The organism is Zoogloea sp. JDB1 (assembly GCF_056724025.1).
On record NZ_CM161496.1, the window covers coordinates 2834972 to 2859448 of the forward strand.

Below are 24477 nucleotides of genomic sequence, written 5' to 3' on the forward strand. Positions count from 1 at the left end.
ATCTGTTTTCCGCATCTTCGGATCGGGGCCGGCATTGTCAACCAGACCGGCGGCCAGGGCTTTAACCGGTATCAAGGGGCCGCCGGATTCGCTGCTTGCCGCGCTGCGCCATGCCGGCCCGGCATTGCTATAGTTCGGGCCCGAACACGCATCAATCAGTGAGACGAAAAATGGCCAAGCAGGTGAGCAAGGTTTTCCAGCATATCGACTTCGCGATCTGGCACGTGCCCCAGGCAGGCGGCTATGTGTACGAAGCGGCCGGCGTGGAGATCGACGATGACACCTACCAGGACAGTCCCTTCGAGGACAGCTACGAAGCTGCGCTGGAAGCGGCCTGCGAACTCTACGACGTGGAGGTCGGCAGCCTGGCGGCCGAACTGCCGGTGGTGTACGCCAACAGCCTGTTCAGCGTGTATGCGACGCCGGATGGGGAGTTCCTGTTTCATGTCGCCAGCGACGAGGCCGAGGCACCGACGCTGGCCAGCTACGCTGGCTTGCCGGGGCCGCTGTTCGACACGCGGGAAGAGGCCATCATCGCCGCCTTCGAGCAGGATCTGGAGCGTCGCAGCGAGCGGGGCGACTGATCATCCCAATGGCCTGATTCCCGCCGTGGCGGGATGACAGCTCAAATGCATGAGGGGCGGGGCGCCGTGTAGTCGGCGGCCCGCCCCATTGGAACGCGCTTCAGTCGGCGTACTTCACCGAGCAGCCGTAGGGCTTGGTGCTGGCGTGGGCCACCGGGCGGCCGGCGCCGAGGTCGGCGAGGGCCAGCTTGACGTAGTTGTCGGCCTTGGCGATGTCATCCTTGCGGGCCGACGGGATGCTGTCGATGCCGCCCTTGTACACCAGCTTGCCGGCCGGATCGACGATGAACAGGTGCGGCGTGGTCTGGGCGCCATAGAGCTTGCCGATCTTGCCGTCCGGGTCGAGTACGGTGCCGCTCGGCGCCGCGTTGCGGAAGCTGTTGATCTTGATCGCCGAGGCGCCTTCTACGTGGCCCTGCTTGCCGGGGGCGGAGGAGATCACCTGCAGCCACACCACGCCCTTGGCGGTGGCGTCCTTCTGCAGTTGCGGGATGTTGCCGCTCTCGTAGTGCTTCACGACGAAGGGGCATTCGTGGTTGGTCCATTCGAGCACCACGGTCTTGCCCTTGTAGGCGGCCAGGCTGACCGGCTTGCCGTCGGCGCCCTAGGCGGTGAAGGCCGGGGCCGGCTGGCCGATCTCGGCATTGGCGTGGGCGCTGCCGACGGCGGCCAGCGGCAGGGCGGCGATGGCGAGCTTGAGCAGGCTGCGGCGGGAGAGAGCGAAAGGCATCGTGTTACTCCTTGGCGAGTTTGGGGGAATCGGTGGCCAGCCCGGCCGTGGCGATGGCGGACAGGACCGTGGCGGGGGTGAGCAGCTGGGGCAGCACCTGCGGTGCGGTGCCGGCGCCGGCCGGGTAGAGCAGGTAGAGCGGCACGCCGCTGCGTCCGAACTCGGCCAGGTGGGCGGAGATCTGCGGATCCTGGTTGGTCCAGTCGCCCTTCAGGTAGGTGATGCCGGCCTGGCGGAAGGCATCGGCCACGCCGGCGTCGCTGAGGGCGACCTTCTCGTTGGCCAGGCAGGTGATGCACCAGGCAGCGGTGAAATTGACGAACACCGGCTTGCCGGCGGCGCGCAGTTCGTCGAAGCGGGCCTTGCTGTAGGGCTCCCAGGCGTGCTTGCCGGCCGTGGCCGGGGCGGCTGCATTGGCGGCGCTGGCCTGCACGCCGGCGTAGCCGCCGCCCAGCGCCGCCACCAGCGTCAGCAGGGCCACGCCGGTGCCCCCGTGGCGGGCGAACACATGGGCGTGGCGGCTGCTGTCGTAGAGCCAGGCGGCGAAGGCGATGGCCAGCATGCCGCCCAGCGCGATGGCGATGGCGTTGGGGCCGGCCTGCTGGGCCAGCACCCACACCAGCCACACGGCGGCGCCGTACATCGGGAAGGCCAGCGCCTGCTTGACCCGTTCCATCCACACGCCGGGGCGTGGCAGCGCACGCTGCAGCGCCGGCCAGAAGCACAGCAGCAGGTAGGGCAGGGCGAGGCCCAGGCCGAGGCTGAGGAACACCGCCAGCAGCACCGGCGCCGGTTGGCCCAGCGCAAAGCCGAGGGCGGCGCCCATGAAGGGGGCGGTGCACGGCGTGGCGACCACGGTGGCCAGCACGCCGGTAAAGAAGCTGCCGACATAGCCCGGCTTGTCGGCCAGCGAGGCGCCGATGCCGGTTGCCGAGGCGCCCAGCGTGAATACGCCGGACAGGCTGAGGCCGACGGTGAACATCAGGTAGGCCACCGCCAGCACGAAGGACGGCGACTGGAACTGGAAGCCCCAGCCGACCTGGGCGCCACCGGCCTTGAGGGCGATCAGTACGGCGCCGAGGGCGGCAAAGCTGGCCAGCACACCGCTGGTATAGGCGAGGCCCTGCAAGCGGACTTGGGCGCGATCGTGGCCGGCGTGGCGCAGCACGGACAGGGCCTTGATGGACAGCACCGGGAAGACGCAGGGCATCAGGTTGAGGACCAGCCCGCCGGCGAGGGCCAGCAGCACGGCCATGCCGACGCCCAGGTTGGCGCTTTCGGTGGCTTGCGGCGCAGTCGCGGTGGCGCCCACTGCCGCGGACACCGGCGCGGCGATGCGATAGCCCTGCAGCTTGCCGTCGCCATCGCGGATGCTCAGCACGCCGGCAAGGGTCTCGCCGGCCTTGGGCGGCTCGTCGCCGGGCTTGATATGGATTTCGAGGGCATCGCCAACGACGGTGACCGGCTGTGGCGCGTCGTGGACGGTCTTGCCCCACTGCTCGGCGTAGAACCATAGCTCGCCAGGCGTCGGGCTGCCGAAACGGGCCACAAGGCGCGCATCGGTGATGCGCAGCGTGAGAGCGTCCTTGCCCGTGCGGGCCTCGACGGGCCATGGGCTCGCAACGGGGAGGTGGGCGCGGGCCGCTTCGATCAGCGGACTGCCGGGACCGACGGTGCTGCCGACCGCCTGCACGGGCAGCGTCAGTTCCAGCTCGACCTGCTGCGGGATGCAGGTTTCCTGGCACACCAGCCAGTCCACCGTTGCCTTCACCGGGAAGCGTCCGCCTGCCGGCAGGGTGGCCGGCGCCGTGATGGTGGTGAGCAGCGCGACCTCCTTCTCGTAGCCGTAGTTGACCACCGGGCCGAGCTTGAAGCGGCCGGGCGTCGGCCACTGGATGTCGCCGGCTGTGGCGCCGGCCGGCAGCATCCACGCGATCTGAGTGGCGAGGCCGGAGTCGCCGGGATTGACCCAGTAGGTGTGCCAGTGGGGAATGATCTTCTGGCGCACGCCGAGCTGGATCTCGTCGCCGGGGCGGATGGCTGTTACGGAGGCGACGAGTTCGGCCTCGACCTGCGGGGTGCTGGCGCGGGACGACGCGGCGAAGCCGGTGTCGGCGGCAAGGCTCAAGGCCAGCACGGCCAGACCGGAAGCGAAGCGGCGGGCGATCGGAAAGGAGCGCATGGTGGTCATCGGGCGGGGCCAGGCCCCGCGCTGGAGCCCCGGCGAGGCCGGGGCGGGAGGGATCAGTTGGTGGCGAAGCAGTAGAAGTAGCCAGCGCCGCCGGTGGCGATCAGCGCATCCTGGCTGCAGCCGCGGCTGGCGTGGGTGGAGTTCCACGACACGTTGCCGCCGGTGGCGCCGCGGTTGGTGCGGTCGGAGTGGCCCAGTTGCACGCTGCCTTCGCCGCTGCTCGTGTAGTTCTTGCAGGTGTGGTCGGCAGCATCGCTGTAAGCGCGGCCGTCCGGTTTGGAGCCGGTGAGGATGTCGTGCTGGTTGGGGGTGTCGCCGACGCCCTTGATCGGGTCGCCCTTCTCGGTCAGCGCGGTGGTGCGGTGCAGGTTGCTGCCGAGCTGGCCGAGTTCGACGGTGTCGCCGTGCAGGTGGGCTACGTCGTTGGCGACGATGGCGCCCTTGGCGTTGGCCCACGGGCCCTTGCCGATGCGGTCGCGGGCGTTGACGGCGGGATGGCCATCGGCGGCCTGGGTGCTCAGGTAGGCGTGCCAGGTCCGGTTGCCGGCGCCGACGGTGGCAGCCAGTTTCTGGCAGTGGGCATCGGCGCCGGCCAGGCCGCCCAGGTCGGCACCCTTGCCGACACCGACGCTGGTGACGAAGAAGCCGAGGGGCAGCTTGGGCGCCTCGGCGGCCTGCTGGGCAAGGGCAGCGCCGGCGGCGAGGACGAGGCTGGCGGCGATGAGGGTGGTGCGCTTCATGCGATGAGTTTCCTGGGTCGGTTGTAAAAAGCGGTGTTCAGCTCGCCGGGCTGTCGGTGGCGAGGCGCGGCTGGCCGGCGGCCTGAGGCTTGCCGGGCTTGGCCTTGGGTTTCGGCTTGTCGGTCTGGAAGGTGCGGCGCAGGCGTTTCCAGCCGATCACCACGCTGCTGGCGCCGAGCACCAGGCCGAGCAGCACCCAGACGAGCATCCAGGCGTCCCACAGGGGGCGCTGGTAGAGCACGCCGAAGTCCCAGTGGTGCAGCGCGGAGTACAGCCAGCGATAGACGCGGCGGCTGTCGTCCTGGCGCAGCAGCAGGCGGCCGTCCTGAGGGTCGATGTAGAGCCGGGTAGCCGCCTTGTCGTCCAGGTCGATGCGGACCACCGGCAGCGGGCGCTCGACGGTGCTCTGGTGGTGGCGCGGGTAGTAGTAGCTGTCGTAGGCGTCGAGGGTGGTCTGCGCGGCGACCTTGCTGCCGGGGGCCAGGCGCTCGGCGGCCTGGGCCAGCGCGGCAGCGTCGAAGCGGCTCACGCTGGCGTCCACGTTGTGCGGCTGGCGGCTGCCGTCGGCGTCCTGGGCGACGAGCACGGCCTTGTCGCCGAGACGGCGCCAGGCCAGTTCGACGACGCGGCGGCTCTCGTCGGCGGTGACGAAGGCCGACGGGCGCCAGTCGCGCATCGCCGCAGGGAGCTCAGAGCCCTGGTAGCGGGCCAGTTCCTCCTTGCTGGGGGCGGCGGCGGAGAACAGCTGGAACGGGTTGTTGCTCAGGTAGCCGCTGAGGGCCCACAGCAGCGCGGCGCTGCCGCCGAGCAGGCCGGTCCAGAAGTGGTACTTGGACCAGAACTCCCGGTAGGGCTGGGTGCGGCCTTCCTTGTAGGTCGGGCGGCCGCCCCAGCCCGGGCGCCAGCGCTGCCAGCCGATGATGAGGCCGGTGAGGCAGGCGGCGAAGGCGACGAAGCCGAGCCAGGCCAGCACCGTGCGGCGGGTATCGGCGCTGAGGCCGGCGGCTTCGAGGGGGCGCAGCAGGTGGATCCAGTTGCCGGTCCAGTACAGAGTGCGTTCGACGCGCGTGGAGTCGCGCACCACTTCGCCGGTGCGTGCGGAGATCAGCAGCTCGCGCCCGCTGTCGCCGATGGCGAAGCGGTGGAAGGGGCGCAGCGCTTCGTGGTTGCGCACGGCGCTGTCCTGAATGCCGGTGTCCAGATAGGTCGGGGTGGCCGCGATGGGTTCCCTGTCGGCGGCCAGCCACTGGGCGGCGATCTGTGTGGCTTCGTCGGCGGAGGTCTCGTGCACGCTGCCATCCACGGCGGAGAGGGCGAAGCGGCCGCCGCGGCTGTCTTCCACCAGCCACAGGGGCTGGCCGGCCTGGCGGACCAGGCGTGCGTCGGTGACGACGGCCTTGCCTTGCGGGCGTTCGGTGGTGCTGCGCGTCCACGCTTCGCCGAGGCTCAGCCAGCCGAATTCGGGGTTGAGCCGCTCCCGGTGGGCCAGCTGTTCGGCTTTGCCCAGCGCCGATGGGCCGGCGTACATGATGACCAGGCCGGACAGGAACCAGACGAACATGAACAGGGCCAAGCCGATGCCGGCCCAGCGGTGGATCTGATACAGGAGACGTTTCACCGGGATGCCTTTCTTGTGACGGACGACAGGGGCCGGAAACGGAGTTCCGGAATGACGCCGGAGTGGCGATCCCAGTGATCAGGCAAACTTGATGCCATTCCCTTTTTGACGAAGGGGTCTTTGTTATCAAGGGCTTGGAATTCAGCAACGGAAGGGCTGCTGGAATCGGCGCAGGGCGCTGCTGAATTCAAAGCACTCGTTGCAAAAAAAGCCCCCCCGGGTGGTCCCGGGGGAAATCTCGAGAGACGAGGAGGTTTCTGCTTACAGCTTGCCGGTGAACATCACGCCGACCCAGCGGGGCACCGCGGGCACGTAGCTGTTCCAGGTGGCGGACAGCGGGGTGCTGTCGTTGAAGGCGTTCTTCACCAGCAGGCTCACGTCGTAGGAACGGTCGGCCTTGCCGATGCCCACCGCCAGGTCGGTGACGCTGTAGTCCGGAATCCACGAATAGCTGGACAGGGAAACGTCGGAGTTGAAGCGGCTGTAGTAGGCCGTGTTGAAGCTGGCGTGGAACACCTTGTCGCCAAACACCGGGCGGTTGTAATCGGCACCGACGTTGAAGGTCCACTTCGATGCGCCCGGCAGGGTCTGGCCGGAGACGTCCTGGTAGGGCGCTGCGCCGGCGTAGCCGTTCTCGTTGGGCTGCGCCGAGTTCGTGAAGTCCTTGTAACGGGCATCCGTGTAGGCGCCGGAGAAGCGGAGCGTGGTGTTCTTGATGCCTGCATACACGCCGTCGAACTCGACGCCCTTGGACTGTACCTTCGGCACGTTGCCGGTGGCGTTGGTGTAGTAGACGGTACCGTCGGACTTCAGGGCGGTCGTGTAGGCGTCAAGCACCCGCGTGGTCTGCTGGTAGTTGCGGATGTTGGTGACGTAGACGTCGGCGTTGAGGATCAGCGTCTTGTCGAGCAGCGCGGACTTGAAGCCGATTTCGAAGGAGTCGTTCTTCTCCGGCTTGACCTGGTTGGAGATGCCGTTGGTGAGCTGGGCGATACCGGCCTTCTCGCCGTGCTGCCAGGAGGTGTAGGCGGTCAGGTTGTTGTTGAACTTGTAGCTCGGGCTGATCACGAAGGCCGGCAGCACAGCACGGTAAGGCTCGGCCTCGGTGCTGTTGAAGACCACGCCGATGTTGGACGCACGAATGTTCTTGGCGTCGGCCACCTGTTGCTTCTGGGCATCGCTCAGGGCCGAGTAGGAAGCGACGTTGAAGTACTTCTGGGCGACCAGGTTGGCGAGCGCCAGCTGGGTGGCGTTGTTGGTGCCCAGTACGCCCTTGGCGTTGGAGTCGAAGCCGCCCAGTTGCACGCCATTCACGGAGACGGGGTTCAGCTCGGCGCCGTTGCCGTTGTCCTTGATGTAGCTGCTGCCGGTGTTGGTACGGTCCTCTTGCGTCAGGCGCAGGCCGGTGGTGATGGTGAAAGGCTCGGAAATGTGCCAGTTGGCCTGGCCGAAGATCGCCGTGCTCTTGTTGTTGATGGACTGGTAGCCAGTCGGGCTGTTGTAGGACATGGACAGCCGGCCGAGGGAATTCTGCATCAGCGAGCGGCCGGCGGCGTCGGCGTCCAGGCGGTTGTACTGGGCGGTGCTGGCGAACCAGGCGCCGGCGTCGTTGCCCCACGAGCGGCGGTAATCGTTGCTGTTATGAACGTTGATGAAATAGACGCCGGTCTGGTAATCCACAAAACCGCCCGGTTTGGACGTCAGGCGGATTTCCTGGCTGACCTGGCGATAGTCGTTCCAGAAGCCGCCGGAGTTGGTGTTGATGTCGAAGGGCGTGCCTTCGTCATTCACCGCGTTGAAGTGGTAGTCCTTGTAGGCGGAGATGGAGGTCAGGGTGTGGCTGCCCAGGTCCCAGTTGAGCTCGGCGGAAGAGCCACGGCTGCCGGTGACCAGGCCGCGGGCAGCATCCACATTGACGGCGTTTTGGCCGCCGCCATAGAGATAGTCATTGGCATAGCTGTAGCTGCCCTGGGTGAACCAGCGGCGCCCAAGGCGCGTCGACGCGTCGGTATTGAGCGGGTTCTTGGAGCCGTCGGCGTAGGTGGCCGGCGTCGGCGTGTAGATGGTGCGGCCGTTGGTGGTTTCGGACGAGCGGGGCTGCAGCTCCAGCGCGATACGGGCGTTGAAGTCCGGGGTTGGGGTGAGCAGGAACTGGACGCGGCCGGAAACGCGTTCGATGTTCTGATAGGTGAGGTCGGGGTTGTTGGTGTTGTAGATGTCGCCGCGGCCCTTTTCGACGACGAAGCTGCCGCGCCAGGCCAGCAGGTCGTCGATCAGCGGGCCACCGGCGGCGAGCTTTCCGATCAGGCGGTCGCGCTGGCCGAAGGTCAGGGAGTAGTCGGCGCTGGGCGTGAAGGAGGGCTTGCGGGTCACGATATTCACCGCGCCGAGGCTGGCGTTCTTGCCGAGCAGGGTGCCCTGGGGGCCGCGGGTGACTTCCACGGCTTCCACGTCGTAGAAGTTGAAGCTGGAGGTCAGTGCGTTGTAGGCGTAGCTGACGCCGTCCACGATCACGCCGACCGGCGGGTCCTGGGCTTCGGTCTGGCCCTGCTTGCCGATGCCGCGGATCGACAGGCTGGAGGTGCGCTGGTTGCCCTGGTTCCACGAGATGTTGCCGGCGCGCTTGGTGATTTCGGCAATGTCGCCGGCGCCGAGGCGATCTAGTTCCTTGCCGGTGACCACGGAGACGGACAGCGGCACATCCTGCAGGCGTTCGATGCGGTTACGGGAGCGGATCACCACGGCATCAAGGGCGGTGGGTTCCTCCTTGGCCGGTGCAGCGGCTTCGGCGGTGCTCGGGGCGGAGGCGGCGGGCGCGTTGACGCCTTCCTTCTTCTGCAGTTCCTGCTGGGCTTTTTCGAGGGCCTGTTTGAGGCGGGTGATCTCCGATTGCAGCTCGGCGCTGGATTTTTCCTGGGCGTGGACGGCTCCGCTGGCAAGCACTGAAACGGCGGCGATGGCGGCGGCCACCGGGGACAGGCGGAAACGGGCGGCGGTGTTGCGACGGGCGGTGGCGCGCGGTCGAACCTGGGTGTGGCTGGTCATGACGGGACTGTTCCTCTTGGAAATATTCGAGGACACATTCCGCAATAGCTATGCCACGCCTGCTAATCGGGCTTATAAGAAATAAGGAAATCCATATTCCGTCCAATAAGTCGTGGAAATAAAGTGATTTTTTTGCCGGCTTTGGTGTGATTGATGTAATGACGGATAAGAATTGCGAAAAAGGCGTAAGCAAATGAAAAACGACTGGGGTGCTGATTAGGCAGCAGCCGCGCATTCAGACTGTTTGTTGCGATGCAGCTGCGCCCACCTCGTGGCGGGGCGGGCGCTTCTCGGGTCAGTCCATCCGGATCAGAGCTTGCCGCTGAACACGATGCCGTACCAGCGGGGGTAGGGGTAGGGCGTGTAGCTGGCCCAGCCCTGCTCGTGGGCGGTGTCGTTGAAGGCGTTCTTGGCGATGAAGGTCACGTCGTAGTTGCCCCTGACGTGGCCGAGGCCAATGGCCAGATCGGTGGTGGCGTGGTCGGGCACCCATGCGTAGTCGGAGATCAGCTCGTCGGTGTTGGCCTTGCCAATGTAGGCGGTGGTGAAGCTGGCGTGGAAGACCTTGTCGCCGAACACCGGCCGGCGGTATTCGCCGCTCAGATTGGCCTGCCAGAACGGGGCTTCGCCCAGCCGCGTGCCGCTGCGGTCGATGAAGGGGTTGGACAGGTAGGCCAGTTCGGACGGCTTGCCGGCGTTCTTGAAGTCCTTGTAGCGGGCGTCGTTGTAGGACGCCGCCAGGCGGAAGGTGGTGAAGGGGATGCCGTTATAGGTGGCGTCTACCTCGACGCCGGAGACCTGCACCTTGTTCACGTTGCCTTGCACGCTGGCATAGGCGGTCGGGTTGGCGATGCCGTTCTTGATGTTGTCCTGGGTCGCAAAGTCGTCCACCGCGACGACGGTCTGCTGGTAGTCCTTGATATCCATCAGGAAGACGTCGGCATTCAGCGTGAGCGTCTTGTTGAGCAGGAAGGTCTTGACGCCCAGCTCGTAGGCATTGGTCTTTTCAGGTTTGACGGTGGTTGGGATGCCGTTCACCACCAGGGCCGAACCGGACTTCTCGCCGTACTGCCAGCTCGCGTAGGCGGTGATGTCATCGTTGATCTTGTACTTCGGGCTCAGTACCGCGGAGTGGAGCTGGTCCTTGTAGTCGCTGCGCACGTTGTTGACCAGCGTGGCGATCTGCGACGCGCGGATCGCCTTGGCGGCGGCCACCTGGGCCTTCTGGGCGGCGCTCAGCTCGGCATAGGTGGCGACGCCGAAGTATTTCTGGGCGACGGCATTGGCCTGAGCCAGCTGGGCTGCGCTGTTGGTGCCGGTCAGGTTGCCGGCGGTGCCGTTGGCGACGTTGGCCGTGGTGTAGGCCACGGAGCTGAAGCCGCCGAGGGACTGGGTGTTACCGGCGCCGTCGATTCGTACGGAGACCGGGTTCAGCGCGGTGCCGTAGCCGAAGTTGTTGAGGGCGTTGAACTGCGTGGTGGAGCGGGCTTCGGTGCCGATGCGCAGGCCGGCGGTGACCGTCAGCTGGTCGGTCAGGTGGATGTTGGCCTGGCCGTAGATGGCCTTGCTGAAGGTCTTGATGTACTGCTCACCCCATTTGTAAAGCCCATTCAGGGAGTCGGTGGCGAGCGATCGACCTGCGCCAACGTTTGTGCCTGCGCTGGTGATGAGCGTGCCGTACTGGGCATTGTTGGCGAACCATGCGCCGGCGTCGGCGCCGTAGCCGGAGCGGGATTCCACCTCGTCCTCGGTGCGCATCAGGAAGACGCCGGTCTGGTAATCGACGAGCTTGTTCGGCTTGCCGGTCAGGCGGAATTCCTGGGTGGTCTGGTTGTAGAACACGCTGCCGCCGCCCAGCTTGCTGATGTCGAAGGGGGTGCCTTCGTCGTTGCGGGCCTGGAAGGTGTATTGGCGGTAGCCTGTGATCGACGTGAGAGTGTGGGTGTCGTTGAGGTTGTAGTTGAGTTCGGCCACCGCTCCGTTGCTGGAAGCGATCTGGCCCTGGGTTTCGTTCTGGTAGACCTTGCCTTCGCGGGTGACGCTGTTGATGAAGGTGTTGTAGTCGAAACTGCGGCCGGCGAACCAGCTGCGGTTCAGGCGCGTGCGGTTGCCGGTGCCGCTGGGGTCCACCAGCGTACCGTTGGCGTAGTACAGCGGCGTGTCCACGAAGTTGGTCAGGCCGTTCTGCAATTGCGGCGCGCGTGGCTGGATGTCCACGCTCAGCTTGGCGTTGAAGTCCGGCGAGGGGGTCAGCAGGAACTGCGTGCGGGCGCTGACCCGGTTGCGGTTGTACATGGTGTCGAGCTGCTTGTTCGAGTCTTCCGCGACGGTGTAGTAGCCGCGCTGATTGTCCACAATGAAGGAGCCGCGCCAAGCCAGCAGATCGTCGATGATCGGGCCGCCGAGGGCGCCTTTCAGCATCACGGTTTCCCGCTGGCCGTAGGTGATCTCCAGGTCGGAGCTGGGCGTGAAGGATGGCTGCTTGCTGGTGATGGTGAGGGCGCCGGCGCTGGCACCCTTGCCCTGCAGCGTGCCCTGCGGGCCGCGCGCCACTTCCACCGACTGGATGTCGTAGAAGTCGAAGTTGCCAAGCTGGGAGAGGCCGTAGGGCACGCCGTCGACGATGATGCCGACGCTGGGGTCCTGGGTCTCGGTGAAGCCGCGCCGGCCGAGGCCGCGGATCGACAGGGACGAGCCGCGGGTGTTGTTCTGGTTGAAGGTGATGTTGCCGAGGCGCTTGGTGATGGCCTCGAAGTCGGAGGCCTGCTCGCGCGCCAGTTCGCCGCCCGACACTACTGAAACCGATACCGGCACGTCGTGGAGCTTTTCCAGCTGGCGGCGGCTGCGGATCACCACCGAGTCGAGGGACTGGGGCTTGACGGCTTCGGCGGCCTCTTCGGGCGTGGGCGGCACGGCCGCTACTGGAGCGGTGGCAGGCACCGCGCTGGGGGCGCCGCGCGATTTCTCGAGTTCCCGCTTGAGCTGCTGGATTTCCGCGTTGGCCCGGTTCAGTTCGCCTTGCAGCTCGGCGTTGCTTTTCTCGTCTGCAGCGTGAAGTGGCGCGGAGGAAATGGCCAGGCCGGCAATCAGGAAGGCGGCAACGGGCTTGCGGCGGAATGCGGACGGAAACGGAGAGGAGGCGTCGGGTGTTCGGTGGGGACGATTGGTCATGGTGGCAGCTCTCGTTCTTGCTGATATGTGAATGGACGAAATGCACTCAGCAACCGTTGTGCCAATCGAATTTCTTATTAGAAGTCCTGTTGTTTGTTCGAGGTGTAGAGTTTTTGTGATTGTTTTTAAAGGAAAAATTTGAGTTTATTTGAATGTTCACAAAAGATGTTTTGCTTATTTTAAAAAGATATGTTGCTGGCTTGAATGCAATTCTGGGCTTTCCGATGTAATTATTTGAGCAGCCCTTGTCCGGATATGAACGCGCGGTTCTGATCGGACATTGTCCAATTGCCTCAGCAATTTTCTGACCGGGGGTACGCAAGGGCTGTGCGCTGAGCAGCAGCAAGCCTGCGAGACCTGCTGCTGCTTCAACATTGCCTGCTGAAGGGGCATTCCGCTAATCGCCGGGTCATGTCTCTTTATTGTGAAAATGTCCTTATAGAACATTGGTTTGGCGCGGTATGCGACGCTTTTTCGGGGCTCTTCGGGTATTGGCACACTTGATGCGACTGAAATGGTTGCTGCGTGCGGAGAGCCCTGATGCGTATTGCGTCTCCAGCCGGACCTCCGTGGCGCCTTATCTATTTCCAGGAATTGTGTCGGATGGCGAGTTGGCCGGTTCGACGCCATTCGGTTGTTCTTAAATGGCCTTTTGGGGGTTGGTTGATGTCAAGAAGAAAAGGGATCTATATCGCTGTTGCCTTGGCGCTCAGTGCATCCGCTATTCACGCGGAAGGGGATGGAAAAGCCGCTGCGGCGGTTGCTGCGAAGGCCGTGCCGAATGGCTGGGCCTATCAGCCGGTCAAGCAGCAGCAGGCGCCCGCGGTCAAGCAGCAGAAATGGGTACGGACGCCGATCGATGCGTTCGTGCTGGCCCGTCTCGAAGACAACGGCATCAAGCCGTCGGCCGAGGCCGACCGCTCCACCTTCATCCGCCGCGCGACGCTCGACGCCTGGGGCCTGCTGCCCACGCCTGAGGAGGTCAAGGCCTTCGTCAATGACAAGTCGCCGAATGCCTACGAAAAGCTCGTCGACCGCCTGCTGGCCTCCCATCACTTCGGCGAGCGCCAGGCCCGCCGCTGGCTCGACCTGGCCCGCTATGCGGACAGCTCCGGTTTCCAGAACGATGCGACCCGCCCGAACAACTGGCGCTATCGCGATTACGTGATCAAGGCCTTCAACGACGACAAGCCCTTCGACCGTTTCATCCGCGAGCAGGTGGCCGGCGACGAATTGTGGCCGGACAGCCAGGAAGCCAGGATCGCCACCGGCTTCATCGCCGGTTATCCGGACAATGCCAACTCCCGTGACCTGGTGCAGCGCAAGTACCAGATCACCACCGATATCACCGACACCATCGGCGAGACCTTCCTGGCGTTCGACTATCGGTTGCGCCCGCTGCCACAACCACAAGTCGGACAAGGTCAGCCAGAAGGAATACTTCCAGCTGCAGGCCTTCCTCGCCAACACGTCCTTCGACCAGCGCTCTCCGCTGGCTAAAGGCACCGAGACCGCATGGGACAAGAAGTTCGCCGAGCAGCAGGCCAAGTACCGCGAGGCAACCAAGGAAATCCGCGACAAGCAGGCGGCGATCCTCAAGCCATACCGTGAAGCAGCCATCAAGTACCAGAAGGAGCGTTACCTCACTGACAGCCGCGAATCGATCTTCAAGCCTGAGAGCGAATGGAATGCCCTCGACCGCTGGGTGAATTTCCGTCACAAGACCGTTTTCAATCCGGATACCGATACCGCTGGTTATCTGCGCCTGACCGCCGAGAACAAGGATCACCAGGACTACTCGCCCGATCGCGTGGCGGCCTGGAAGGAATACCAGAAGCTGCAGGCCGAACTGCGCAAGTTCGACAACCTGCGCCCGATCAGCGGCTCGGTGAATATCACTGCCGCGACCGAGCTGGGCCATTCCGACTCGCCGCCGACCTTCGTGCGTTTCGGTGGTATTCATGAGCGTCCGACCGAGGAAGTGCAGCCCGGCATCCCGGCCCTGTGGGGGGGCGACAAGCTGGACATCAAGCCGACCGCAACGTCTTCCGGCCGTCGTACCGCCTACGCCAACTGGCTGGCCAGCCCCAACAATCCGCTGACGCCGCGGGTCTACGCCAACCGCGTGTGGAGTCAGTACTTCGACAAGGGCATCGTGCCGACCGTCGCCGACTTCGGCCGTGCCGGCGAGAAGCCGACCAATCCGGAACTGCTCGACTACCTGGCCAGCACCTTCGTGAAGAACGGCTGGAGCGTCAAGAAGCTGCACAAGGAGATCTTGCTATCTGCGGTCTATCGCCAGTCGTCCGAAGAGCGTGCGGACGTCGCCAAGCTCGACCCGAAGAACCAGCTGCTGGCGGTCTATCCGCGCAAGCGCCTGGAGGCTGAGGAAATCCGCGATGCGCTGCTGTACGCATCCGGCCAGCTGACCGACGTGGTCGGCGGTCCGTCGGTGTTCCCGCCGATCGCCAAGGTGCTGGAAGGCGGCCAGGCCGACTTCGACGGCAACCGTCAATGGACCGTGTCCAAGGACAAGGCCGACTGGAACCGCCGCAGCATCTACATCTTCAGCCGCCGCAGCCTGCCGTACCCGCTGCTGCAGAACTTCGACCCGGCCAACCCGTCGCAGGCCCACCACAAGCGTGACGTGACCACCACTCCGCTGCAGGCGCTGACCCTGTTCAACAGCGACATCGTGGTGAATTGGTCGCAGGCGCTGGCCGGCCGGATCATCAACGAAGCGGGCAAGGAGCAGTCCGCCCAGCTCAGCCGCCTGTACCAGATCCTGTTCTCCCGCGAACCGAACAAGACCGAGCTGGCCGCGCTGAAGGAATTCCTGAACAAGGAAGAGGCGATCGTCCAGAAGAAGGTGGCGGACGGCAAGTTCGAAGCCGCCGTGCCCATCGGCCTGAAGGATCCGGGCGTAATCAACCCGGTGCGCGGTGCAGCCTTCGTGGATCTGGTGCACACCGTCGCCAACTCCAACGATTTCGCCTACCGCTTCTGATCGACCCCAACATCTGACGACAAGGAAAACAAGCATGAGCATCAACCGTCGCGACTTTCTGCTCAAGAGCGGCCTCGGGCTGGGCGCCGCCGCTGCGACCGGCTTCATCCCCGGTATCGGCTACATCAATGCGGCCACCGCCGCCGAACTGATCGACCCGCTGGCGCCGAAGGCTCCGCACTTCCCCGGCAAGATCAAGTCCGTGATCTGGCTGCATCAGAACGGAGCCCCCTCCACACTGGACCTCTACGACTACAAGCCGGAGCTGGAGCGCCTGGCCGGAACGCCGGTGCCGGCGTCCTTCCTGAAGGGCATCAAGACTTCCACCCAGGGCGGCGTCAGCAAGCTGTTTGCCTCCAAGGAGCGCACGTGGAAGCAGTACGGCCAGAGCGGTGCGTGGTTCTCCAACCTGCTGCCCAATCTGGCCCAGCACGCCGACACGCTGACCTTCATCAAGTCCAGCGTGACCGTCGGCGCGACCCACGACATCTCCATCCTCAAGCTCAACACCGGCGACCTGAATCCGGGTCGTCCGTCGCTGGGCGCATGGATCACCTACGCGCTGGGCTCCCTGAACCCGGATCTGCCGCCCTATGTGGTGCTCTACAACGGGGAGCAGGAACCCAGCGCCGGCTCGGTGAACTGGAGCTCCGGCTTCCTGCCCGCGGTCTATCAGGGCACGGCCTTCCGCCCGGGCGAATCCCCCATCCTCTACCTGGAGCGTCCGGAGCTACGTTCCGCCTCCCAGCAGCGCGCTTCGCTGGATCTGCTGAAGCAGCTCAACCGCTTCGGCGGCGATCGCCGTCCGTCCGACACCGAGCTGCGTGCCCGCCTGGAATCCTACGAGCTGGCCGACCGCATGCAGACCGCCGCGCCGGCGGCGGTGGATCTCTCCAAGGAGTCCGAAGCCACCCTCAAGCTGTATGGCATCGACGACCCGACCAGCGAGAGCTACGGCAAGGTGCTGCTGCGTGCCCGCCGCCTGGTGGAGCGGGGCGTGCGTTTCGTGCAGGTGGTGTCCGGCTACCCCAGCAACATCTCCGACCAGGAGCGCCGCAGCTGGGATGCCCACAGCGATCTGGACGGCAACCACGCCACCCAGGCGCGCATGGTGGACAAGCCCATCGCCGGCCTGCTGACCGATCTGAAGACGCTGGGCCTGCTCGACACCACGCTGGTGGTGTGGGCGTCCGAGTTCTCCCGTACCTCGTGGGGCGAGAGCGGCACCGGCCGCGATCACAACCCGTGGGGCTATACACAGTGGATGGCCGGTGGCGGCCTGAAGGCCGGCTTTACCTACGGCGAGACCGACGAGATCGGCCTGCAGGTGGCGGACAAGGACAAGGGCGTGGATACCTACGACCTGCACGCCACCGTGCTGCAGTTGATGGGTCTCGACCACCTCAAGACCACCTTCCTGAACAACGGTCGCTCCGAGCGTCCGACCGTGGTCTACGGCAAGGTTGTCAAGGAAATCCTGGCCTAAAGGGCACAGCGGACGGGGGCCGGGAAAGCCGGCTCCCGTCTTTCCAGCAGGGTGGTCCAGCCGGCCACCCGACGTACAACAGACATTCCCCAATTGGATTCAGCATGAAGCGATCTCTCCTGTCCGGTCTGCTGCTCGCCAGCGTACTCGCGACACCCGCGAGCGCGGCCCTCAACGAGGGCGACAAGGCGCCGGAATTCAGCACCCAGGCTTCGCTGGCCGGCAAGGCCTTCAACTATTCCTTCCGCGACGCGCTGAAGAAGGGGCCGGTGGTTGTGTATTTCTACCCGTCGGCCTTCACTGGCGGCTGCAACCTGCAGGCTCACACCTTCGCCGAGAACATCGACAAGTTCAGCGCCGCCGGCGCAACGGTGATCGGCGTGTCCCTCGACAGCATCAAGCGGCTCAATGCCTTTTCGGCGGACCCGCAGTACTGCGCCAGCAAGGTCGCGGTCGCGTCCGATCCGGACGGCCGGATCGCCAAGTCCTTCAACCTGGCGGTGGCCGACGTGCCGGCCGGGCGTAAGGACACCCGCGGCGAGGACATCGACCACGGCCGAGTCGATCGCGTGACCTTCGTCGTCAAGCCGGACGGCCAGATCGCCGCGACGATCGGCGGCGTGGCGCCGGTGGAGAATGTCGAGAAGGCCCTCGACACGGTGACGCGCCTGGCGTCCGCAAGGCGCTGAGGATCATCGTTTGAGTTTGAGCGTTCGCAAGGCCCCGGGCCAGGCCTGGGGCGTGACAGGTTGCGTCGCCGTGTTGCTGGCGGCCTTCCTGTCCGGGCCGGTGGCGGCCCAGGCGGTAAAGGGCAAGGGGAAGTCGGTAACGGGGGCGGTGCCTGTCGCGGCCGCCTCTGCACCGCGTGCCGGCGAAGTGCTCGCCGGCGCCCGCAAGTCGGACGACGAGCGTTGCCAGGAGTGCCATGGCGTCGATGGGCATGGCTTTGGTCAGAGTGCCAGCTCGGAGGGCCGACACCCCAAGCTCGGCGGTCTGCCCGCCGACTACATCGTCAAGCAGATCGCGGATTTCCGCAGTGGTGCGCGCAAGCATGACGTGATGACGGTGATGGCGCGGACCGTCGATCCGGCCGACATCGCCGACATCGCGGCCTACTTCGCCAGCCAGAAGCCGATGGCGGGCGACGGCAAGGGCGATGACCCGCTGGGGCGCAAGCTTTTCGAGAGCGGCGATCCGGCCCGCGGCGTGGATGCCTGCGTGTCCTGCCATGGCCCGGCGGGGAAGGGGGGGGCCGCCCTGGGAGCCGCCTCGCCGCCGATCGGCGGGCAGGAGTGGCGCTACCTGGAAAAGCAACTGCTCGACTGGCGCAGCGGCGACCGCAGCAACAGCCGTGATGGGGTGATGAACCACATCGCCAGGTCCCTCAGTGACGAGGAGGTGAAGGCGCTGGCCAATTACCTCGCCGGACAGCGCTGACGCGGCGCTGTGCAGGACCGCGCAGCGTCTGTTGGCGGTGCAGCATTTGCGTTGTGCCCGGTGCTGGCCGCGCAGCAGGCCGGCCTTGCATCCACCGTCGCAGCGGTGCTCGGGGAGGATTTCCGCTGCTCGTGGGAGATTTTGTAAGCGATTGAAAAATTGAAATCTTGATTGCCCTTCGATGACCTTGGAATGCATGCCGTGCGGGGCGGCATGGATTCTGCTGAAAGTCGGTATGCCGGTGCAAAGGGCGCCGGCCCGTCCGATCTGTCATTGGAAGGTTCAGGGTGATGAAGAGTCCGCAATTGGCCATGTCGCCGACGCCGGCATCGATGGCGGCCGCTCCGGCCGCCCGCTGAACCGAATGCAGGTTTTCTGTGCGTCGCTTCGGTGAGGAGACGACGCAGGCACATGGAGTTGAAACGATGAAGAGAAAAGCCGCATCCCTGGCGGTGGCCTGGAGCCTGGTCGGGGTCATGGGTCTGGAGTCGGTGGCTGTGCTGGCCGCCGAGGCTACGCCCGCCGAATCCGCCGAACCAACACGCCCGGCACGTTCGACGCAGAGCCAGCAGCACTGGGCCTACCAGCCGGTCGCCCGGCCGGCCACCCCGGCCGTGAAGAACGCCAAGTGGGTGCGCAGCCCGATCGACGCCCTGATCCTGGCCCAGCTCGAAGCCAAGGACATCAAGCCGTCCGCCGATGCGGACCGGGCGACGCTGATCCGCCGCGTGACGCTGGACACCTGGGGCATCATCCCGACGCCGGAGGAGGTCAAGGCCTTCGTCAACGACAAGTCGCCCAACGCCTATGAAAAGCTGGTGGACCGCCTGCTCGCCTCGCCGCGCTACGGCGAGCGCTGGGGCCGCCGCTGGCTGGACCTGACTCGCCATGCCGACAGCGACGGCTACAACACCGACGGCACGCGGCCCAACATGTGGCGTTACCGCGATTACGTCATCAAGGCCTTCAACGACGACAAGCCCTACGACGTCTTCATCAAGGAACAACTGGCCGGCGACGAGCTGTGGCCGGACCGCAAGGATGCGCTGGTGGCGACCGGCTTTCTGCGCGACTTCCCGGACGAGATCAACGCCCGCGACCTCAACCTGAAGAAGCAGGAGATCGCCAACGACCTGACCGACACGGTCAGCTCGGTGTTCCTGGCCACCACCGCCAACTGCGCCCAGTGCCACAACCACAAGTTCGACAAGTTCAGCCAGAAGGAGTACTACCAGCTCCAGGCCTACTTCGTTAACACCAGCTTCCGCGACGACGTCACGCCGCTGTCCGGCAAGGATCTGGCCGACTACTCGGCCAGACTGGCCAAGTGGGAAGCGGCCACCAAGGACGTGCGCGCCAAGGAGGAGGTGCTTCTCAAGCCCTACATCGACAAGCTGGAGGCGGATCGCCTGCTCGGCTTCGTGCCGGAGACCCGCGAGTCCATCACCAAGCCGGAGAGCGAACGCAACGCCTACGACCGCTGGATCTACCACCGCAACCTGTGGACCATGTCCGGCCGCACCCGCAACGCGGCCAACCAGATGAAGGAGAAGGACAAGACCCAGTACGCGGAGTACGAGAAGCTGCAGGCCGAGCTGAAGAAGTTCGACGACATCAAGCCGAAGGACCCGGGCAACATCTCCACCGCCACCGAACTCGGCCATGCGGATTCGCCGTCCACCTTCGTGCTGTTCAAGGGCATCTACGACCGCAAGCTGGAGGAAGTCCAGCCCGGCCTGCCGGCGGCCCTGTCCGGCGGCCAGAACCCGCAGATCGTCGCCACCGCCGCCTCGTCCGGTCGCCGCACGGCGCTGGCCAACTGGATTGCCAGCCCGTCCAACCCGCTCACTGCGCGGGTCTTGGTGAACCGGGTGTGGAACACCTATTTCGGCCGTGGCCTGGTGGATACCGTCAACGACTTCGGCAAGATGGGCCAGAAGCCGGCCAACCCGGCGCTGCTCGACTACCTGGCCGACAGCTTCGTGAAGAACGGCTGGAGCGTGAAGAAGCTGCAGAGGGAGATCCTGCTGTCCAGCGTTTACCGCCAGTCGTCCGACCACCGCGAAGAGCTGGTCAGCATCGATCCGGAGAACAAGCTGCTGGCCTACTTCCCGCGCCAGCGCCTGGACGCGGAGCAGGTGCGCGACTCCCTGCTGTACGCCGCCGGCCTGCTCGAAGAGAAGATCGGCGGTCCGTCGGTGTTCCCGCCGGTGCCGGTCAATTTCGACAACCGCAACGCGTGGAAGGTCTCCGACAGCCTGGCCGACCAGCATCGCCGCAGCGCCTACATCTTCGTGCGCCGCAACACGCCGTATCCGCTGCTCGACACCTTCGACTGGGCCAACCCGCAGCTGGTCCATGGCCGCCGCGAAGTGACCACCACCGCCCCGCAGGCGCTGGCCCTGGTCAATAGCGACCTGGTCTTCGAGTGGTCGAAGGCGCTGGCTGGCCGGGTGATCCGCGAAGCGGGGGAGAACGACAACGCGCGCCTCGACCGCCTGTACCAGATCGCCTTCGGCCGCAACCCGGACAAGACCGAGAAGGACTCCCTGCTGGCCTTCCTCGACAAGGAAGAGAAGGTCGTCGCCGGCCAGATCTCCAGCGGCAAGAAGGTGGTCGCCCCGGTCGGCGCCAAGGATGCCGGCGCCGTGCGCGAGAAGGTGGACGGGCTTTTCAAGACCCTCTACGGCCGCAGCCCCGACAAGTTCGAGCGGGCCACGCTGCTGTCCTACCTGGACACCCAGCAGGCCAAGCTCGCGAAGACTTCCGATGACGACGGCGACAGCGCCGGCGGTGCCAAGGCGTCCGCCAAGGACAAGGCCAGCCCGGCCCGCAGCGCCGCCTTCGTGGAGCTGGTCCACGCCGTGGTGAACTCCAACGAATTCCTCTACCGCCTGTAAGCGCCGTACCGAGAACAAGGCAGGAACACAAACATCATGACTCACGATCACAACGCCCGTCGTCGCTTCCTCGTCAATGCCGGCTATGGCATCGGCGCCTTCGCCTTCAGCGGCGTGCTGCCCGGCGGCGGCTTCATCTCCTCCGTGCAGGCCGCGGAATACCTCGACCCGCTGGCTCCCAAGCAGCCCCACCACACCCCCAAGGCCAAGGCGGTGATCTGGCTGCACATGGCCGGCGCACCGTCTACCCTCGACCTGTTCGACTACAAGCCCGAGCTGGTCAAGCTGCACGGCCAGCCGCTGCCGGACTCCTTCTCCAAGAACCTCAAGACGGCCACCGACGGCGGCGTCGGTGCCCTCTACGCGACCAAGCGCACCTGGAAGCAGTACGGTGAGAGCGGAGCCTGGTTCTCCGACCTGGTGCCCAACCTGGCCCAGCACGCCGACAAGATCTGCTTCCTGAAGGGCAGCAAGACCGAGGGTTCGACCCACGTCATCGCCTCCCTCAAGCTGCACACCAGCGGTCTGGTGCCGGGTCGTCCGGCCCTCGGCTCGTGGATTCAGTATGGCCTGGGCACCAACAACCCCGACCTGCCGGCCTTCGTGGTGCTCGCCAATGGGCGCAGCACCGGCGGCGGCGGGCGCGGGCAGGTGATCTGGAGCTCGGGCTTCCTGCCGGCGGTGTACCAGGGCACGGCCTTCCGCCAGGGCGATTCGCCGATCATGTATCTGGACCGGCCGGCCGGCGTGTCCGACGCGGAACAGCGCAACACGCTGGAGCTGCTGAAGACCCTCAACCAGCGCACCACCGCGCGCTTCCCGGCAGATACCGAGCTGGAGGCCCGCCTGCGCTCCTACGACCTGGCCTACCGCATGCAGAAGTCGGCGCCCGAGGCAGTGGACTTGTCCAAGGAGACCGACGCCACCAAGAAGCTCTACGGTCTCGATGACAAGGCTACGGTGGAATACGGCACCAACCTGCTGCGGGCCCGCCGCCTGGTGGAGAAGGGCGTGCGCTTCGTGCATGTGATCTCCGGCTCGCCGGACGACAGCCTGCCGGACTGGGATGCCCACAACAACATCGAGAAGAACCACGGCACGATGGCCAAGCTGGTGGACAAGCCGATCGCCGGCCTGCTCGCCGACCTGGAGGCCCGCGGCCTGCTGAAGGACACGCTGGTGGTGTGGACCTCCGAGTTCGGTCGCACGCCTTACGGCCAGACCGGCGACGGGCGCGACCACAACCCGTGGGGCTTCACCTCGTGGATCGCCGGGGGCGGCATCAAGGCCGGCTACACCCACGGTGCCACCGACGAGATCGGCCTGCGCGCCACGTCCGGCATCGTCGATACCTACGACCTGCAGGCCACGCTGCTGCACCAGCTGGGCCTCGACCACCGCAAGCTGACCTTCCAGTACCAGGGCCGCCAGGAGAAGGCGACGACCGTCTTTGGCGACGTGGTGCCGGAAATCATCACCTGACCGGCAACGGGGGGCGAGGGCAGGGGCCCTCGCCATGCCCGCCGGCATTCACCCTGAGCTTCGACCCATGTACAAGAAAAAACTGTTTCGCCTTGCCCTGACCAGCCTGCTCGCCACGACCGCGCTCACCGCCTCCGGGGCGGTGGACGAAGACTTCATGCGCAACGTGGAAGACACCTTCAAGAGCGCGGATGCCGCCATCGGCATCAAGGACGCCAAAACCGCCACCGCCGACGCCAAGGAGCTCGAGAAGCTCTTCAAGGAAGTTGTTGACCACTACGTGAAGAAGGGCGATGCCGAGGACGGTGTAAAGATGTCCCAGAAGAGCGTCGACCTGTCCACGCGCATCGTGACCACCGTCGCTGCCAAGGATTTCGACAGCGCCGCCGCCGCGTCCGCCGAACTGGGCCGGACCTGCAAGGCCTGCCACAACGTCTACAAGCAGGACTGACCCCATGAAGACTCTCGCGATCGGCGCCTTGCTCGCCGCCCTGGCCGTACCCGCTGCTGCTGCCCTCAAGGAAGGCGACGCCGCCCCGGACTTCAAGGCCCAGGCCTCGCTGGCCGGCAAAGCCTTTTCCTATTCCCTGAAGGACGCTCTCAGGAAGGGGCCGGTGGTGGTGTATTTCTATCCGTCCGCCTACACCAACGGCTGCAACCTGCAGGCCCACACCTTTGCCGAGAACATGGACAAGTTCAATGCGGCCGGCGCCACCGTGGTCGGTGTGTCCCTGGACAGCATCGGCCGCCTCAACGAGTTCTCCGCCGATCCGGAGTTCTGCGCCGGCAAGCTGCCGGTTGCCTCTGACGCCGACGGCCGCATTGCCAGGTCTTTCGACATCGCCGTACGCGAAGCGCGCAGCGGGGCGAAGGACACCCGTGGCAAGGACATCGACCACGCCTTCTCCGAACGCACCACCTTCGTGATCCGCCCGGACGGCCGCATCGCCGCCACGGTGGCCGGCCTGCAGCCGGTGGCCAACGTGGACAAGGCCCTCGAAGTGGTACAGACGCTGGTGGGCAAGGCACGTTGAGGCGCGTCTTTCCCCGCCTGCTGGCAGTTGCCACCTTGAGTGCCGGTGTGCTCTGTGTCGGCACCGCGGCGGCCGACAACATCCTCGAGTTCGACGTGTGGATGCAGAAGATCGACCGCCACAGCCAGTCGGTGCTGCTCGCCCTCAAGCGCCAGGACGCCGCGTCCGCCACCGCCGAGGCCCGTGAGCTGGAGCACCTGTACGGGCTGATGGAGCGCTTCTACGAGGCCCGCGGCGAGCACGACGATCCGCTGCTGCTGTCCTGGGACGGGCGCCAGCGGGCAGCCCGTGCGGCGAGCCTGGTCGAACGCGGCGACTTTGCAGCCGCCTACGAGTCGGCGCTGGGCATCGCCCGTGACTGCCGGGCCTGCCACGACCGCTTCAAGCCGATCAAGCCGCTGGGGTGAGCGCGATGCGGGTTCTGTCTTCACTCGGGGGGCTGCTCGCTGCGCTGTGCATTGGGAGTAGCGCATGCGCGGCGGACCGCGTCGGCGATCCGCTGGCCGGCAAGGCCTGGTCCGACGAGAACGTCTGCAAGGAGTGCCACAACCCGGACGGCAACAGCACGGTGGCCGAATATCCGCGCCTGGGCGGCCAGCAGGCGGCCTATCTGTACAAGCAGCTGCGCGATTTCCGCGACGGCCGGCGCCGCAACGTGATCATGCAGGCGCTGACGCAGGAACTGGGCGACGCCGAGCTTGCCAACGTGTCAGCCCATTTCGCCGCCCAGCCGGTGATGAAGGGCACGGTGGCGAGCGCCCAGTCCGCCAGCTCGCTCGGGCGCAAACTCTTCGAGCAGGGCGACGGCGCCCGCGGCATTCCGGCCTGCAGCGCCTGCCACGGGGCCGACGGCAAAGGGCGGGTGGCCGGCGGCCTGGCCTATCCGGCCATCGGCGGCCAGCACCGCTTCTACCTGCGCGGGCAGTTGCAGGACTGGCGTAGCGACATCCGCCGCAACAGCTCGGACGGCGTCATGAACCAGATTGCGAAGTCGCTCGGCGACAAGGACATCGAAGCACTGGCCGACTATCTTTCAGGCTTGTAGGGCCCGC

Annotated in this window: 18 protein-coding genes and 1 pseudogene; 12 read left to right on the forward strand and 7 right to left on the reverse strand. The window is 65.8% G+C overall.

Going from position 1 to position 24477, the window contains the following annotated elements:
- Nucleotides 1–170 precede the first annotated feature (170 nt).
- Nucleotides 171–584, forward strand: a complete 414-nt coding sequence (locus tag AC1PPK_RS12695; RefSeq protein ID WP_481113422.1) for a hypothetical protein — start codon at nt 171–173, stop codon at nt 582–584.
- A gap of 100 nt (nt 585–684) precedes the next feature.
- Here AC1PPK_RS12695 and AC1PPK_RS12700 read toward each other — a convergent pair.
- From AC1PPK_RS12700 to AC1PPK_RS12730, 7 genes and pseudogenes are all read right to left on the reverse strand, one after another.
- Nucleotides 685–1173, reverse strand: a pseudogene (locus AC1PPK_RS12700) (redoxin family protein); the annotation flags it as partial.
- Nucleotides 1174–1188: 15 nt separating this feature from the next.
- A complete protein-coding gene (locus AC1PPK_RS12705; RefSeq protein ID WP_481113423.1) occupies nt 1189–1314 on the reverse strand; it encodes a twin-arginine translocation signal domain-containing protein in 126 nt (41 codons plus the stop codon).
- Nucleotides 1315–1318: 4 nt separating this feature from the next.
- Nucleotides 1319–3496, reverse strand: coding sequence for a protein-disulfide reductase DsbD family protein (locus AC1PPK_RS12710; protein ID WP_481113424.1), 2178 nt, complete (start codon nt 3494–3496; stop codon nt 1319–1321).
- A gap of 62 nt (nt 3497–3558) precedes the next feature.
- Nucleotides 3559–4245 (reverse strand): lectin, encoded by a 687-nt coding sequence (locus AC1PPK_RS12715; RefSeq protein WP_481113425.1) that lies wholly within the window; start codon nt 4243–4245, stop codon nt 3559–3561.
- A 37-nt stretch (nt 4246–4282) separates the two neighbouring features.
- Nucleotides 4283–5863: a PepSY domain-containing protein gene (locus AC1PPK_RS12720; RefSeq protein ID WP_481113426.1), complete on the reverse strand. Its 1581-nt coding sequence runs from the start codon at nt 5861–5863 to the stop codon at nt 4283–4285.
- 261 nt (nt 5864–6124) lie between these two features.
- The gene (locus AC1PPK_RS12725; protein ID WP_481113427.1) at nt 6125–8908 is read right to left on the reverse strand and encodes a TonB-dependent receptor; all 2784 of its coding nucleotides are present in this window, start codon (nt 8906–8908) and stop codon (nt 6125–6127) included.
- 309 nt (nt 8909–9217) lie between these two features.
- Complete coding sequence (locus AC1PPK_RS12730) at nt 9218–12079, reverse strand: TonB-dependent receptor domain-containing protein (protein ID WP_481113428.1); 2862 nt, start codon at nt 12077–12079, stop codon at nt 9218–9220.
- 774 nt (nt 12080–12853) lie between these two features.
- Between AC1PPK_RS12730 and AC1PPK_RS12735 the strand changes: the two genes are divergently transcribed.
- From AC1PPK_RS12735 to AC1PPK_RS12785, 11 genes are all read left to right on the forward strand, one after another.
- Entirely contained in the window at nt 12854–13579 is a 726-nt protein-coding gene (locus AC1PPK_RS12735) for a DUF1549 domain-containing protein (RefSeq protein ID WP_481113429.1), read from the forward strand.
- Nucleotides 13464–15086 (forward strand): DUF1553 domain-containing protein, encoded by a 1623-nt coding sequence (locus AC1PPK_RS12740; RefSeq protein ID WP_481118213.1) that lies wholly within the window; start codon nt 13464–13466, stop codon nt 15084–15086. The genes AC1PPK_RS12735 and AC1PPK_RS12740 overlap by 116 nt, the downstream gene beginning before the upstream one ends.
- Before the next feature lie 34 nt (nt 15087–15120).
- Nucleotides 15121–16572, forward strand: a complete 1452-nt coding sequence (locus tag AC1PPK_RS12745) for a DUF1501 domain-containing protein (protein WP_481113430.1) — start codon at nt 15121–15123, stop codon at nt 16570–16572.
- 104 nt (nt 16573–16676) lie between these two features.
- Nucleotides 16677–17261: a peroxiredoxin gene (locus AC1PPK_RS12750; protein ID WP_481113431.1), complete on the forward strand. Its 585-nt coding sequence runs from the start codon at nt 16677–16679 to the stop codon at nt 17259–17261.
- 10 nt (nt 17262–17271) lie between these two features.
- The gene (locus AC1PPK_RS12755; protein ID WP_481113432.1) at nt 17272–18009 is read left to right on the forward strand and encodes a c-type cytochrome; all 738 of its coding nucleotides are present in this window, start codon (nt 17272–17274) and stop codon (nt 18007–18009) included.
- 425 nt (nt 18010–18434) lie between these two features.
- Complete coding sequence (locus AC1PPK_RS12760; RefSeq protein ID WP_481113433.1) at nt 18435–20909, forward strand: DUF1549 and DUF1553 domain-containing protein; 2475 nt, start codon at nt 18435–18437, stop codon at nt 20907–20909.
- Nucleotides 20910–20945: 36 nt separating this feature from the next.
- Entirely contained in the window at nt 20946–22391 is a 1446-nt protein-coding gene (locus tag AC1PPK_RS12765) for a DUF1501 domain-containing protein (protein WP_481113434.1), read from the forward strand.
- A 67-nt stretch (nt 22392–22458) separates the two neighbouring features.
- Complete coding sequence (locus AC1PPK_RS12770; protein ID WP_481113435.1) at nt 22459–22842, forward strand: hypothetical protein; 384 nt, start codon at nt 22459–22461, stop codon at nt 22840–22842.
- Nucleotides 22843–22846: 4 nt separating this feature from the next.
- Nucleotides 22847–23425, forward strand: coding sequence for a peroxiredoxin (locus AC1PPK_RS12775; protein ID WP_481113436.1), 579 nt, complete (start codon nt 22847–22849; stop codon nt 23423–23425).
- A complete protein-coding gene (locus AC1PPK_RS12780) occupies nt 23422–23832 on the forward strand; it encodes a hypothetical protein (RefSeq protein ID WP_481113437.1) in 411 nt (136 codons plus the stop codon). Before AC1PPK_RS12775 ends, AC1PPK_RS12780 begins: the two co-directional genes overlap by 4 nt.
- A gap of 5 nt (nt 23833–23837) precedes the next feature.
- Complete coding sequence (locus tag AC1PPK_RS12785; protein ID WP_481113438.1) at nt 23838–24470, forward strand: c-type cytochrome; 633 nt, start codon at nt 23838–23840, stop codon at nt 24468–24470.
- Nucleotides 24471–24477: the final 7 nt, after the last annotated feature.

Coding starts and splice junctions, on each gene's coding strand:
- AC1PPK_RS12760 (WP_481113433.1), top strand. CDS start 18,435: ATGAAGAGAAAAGCCGCATCCCTGGCGGTGGCCTGGAGCCTGGTCGGG.
- AC1PPK_RS12750 (WP_481113431.1), top strand. CDS start 16,677: ATGAAGCGATCTCTCCTGTCCGGTCTGCTGCTCGCCAGCGTACTCGCG.
- AC1PPK_RS12695 (WP_481113422.1), top strand. CDS start 171: ATGGCCAAGCAGGTGAGCAAGGTTTTCCAGCATATCGACTTCGCGATC.
- AC1PPK_RS12730 (WP_481113428.1), bottom strand. CDS start 12,079: ATGACCAATCGTCCCCACCGAACACCCGACGCCTCCTCTCCGTTTCCG.
- AC1PPK_RS12775 (WP_481113436.1), top strand. CDS start 22,847: ATGAAGACTCTCGCGATCGGCGCCTTGCTCGCCGCCCTGGCCGTACCC.
- AC1PPK_RS12785 (WP_481113438.1), top strand. CDS start 23,838: ATGCGGGTTCTGTCTTCACTCGGGGGGCTGCTCGCTGCGCTGTGCATT.
- AC1PPK_RS12725 (WP_481113427.1), bottom strand. CDS start 8,908: ATGACCAGCCACACCCAGGTTCGACCGCGCGCCACCGCCCGTCGCAAC.
- AC1PPK_RS12770 (WP_481113435.1), top strand. CDS start 22,459: ATGTACAAGAAAAAACTGTTTCGCCTTGCCCTGACCAGCCTGCTCGCC.
- AC1PPK_RS12765 (WP_481113434.1), top strand. CDS start 20,946: ATGACTCACGATCACAACGCCCGTCGTCGCTTCCTCGTCAATGCCGGC.
- AC1PPK_RS12710 (WP_481113424.1), bottom strand. CDS start 3,496: ATGCGCTCCTTTCCGATCGCCCGCCGCTTCGCTTCCGGTCTGGCCGTG.
- AC1PPK_RS12745 (WP_481113430.1), top strand. CDS start 15,121: ATGAGCATCAACCGTCGCGACTTTCTGCTCAAGAGCGGCCTCGGGCTG.
- AC1PPK_RS12705 (WP_481113423.1), bottom strand. CDS start 1,314: ATGCCTTTCGCTCTCTCCCGCCGCAGCCTGCTCAAGCTCGCCATCGCC.
- AC1PPK_RS12715 (WP_481113425.1), bottom strand. CDS start 4,245: ATGAAGCGCACCACCCTCATCGCCGCCAGCCTCGTCCTCGCCGCCGGC.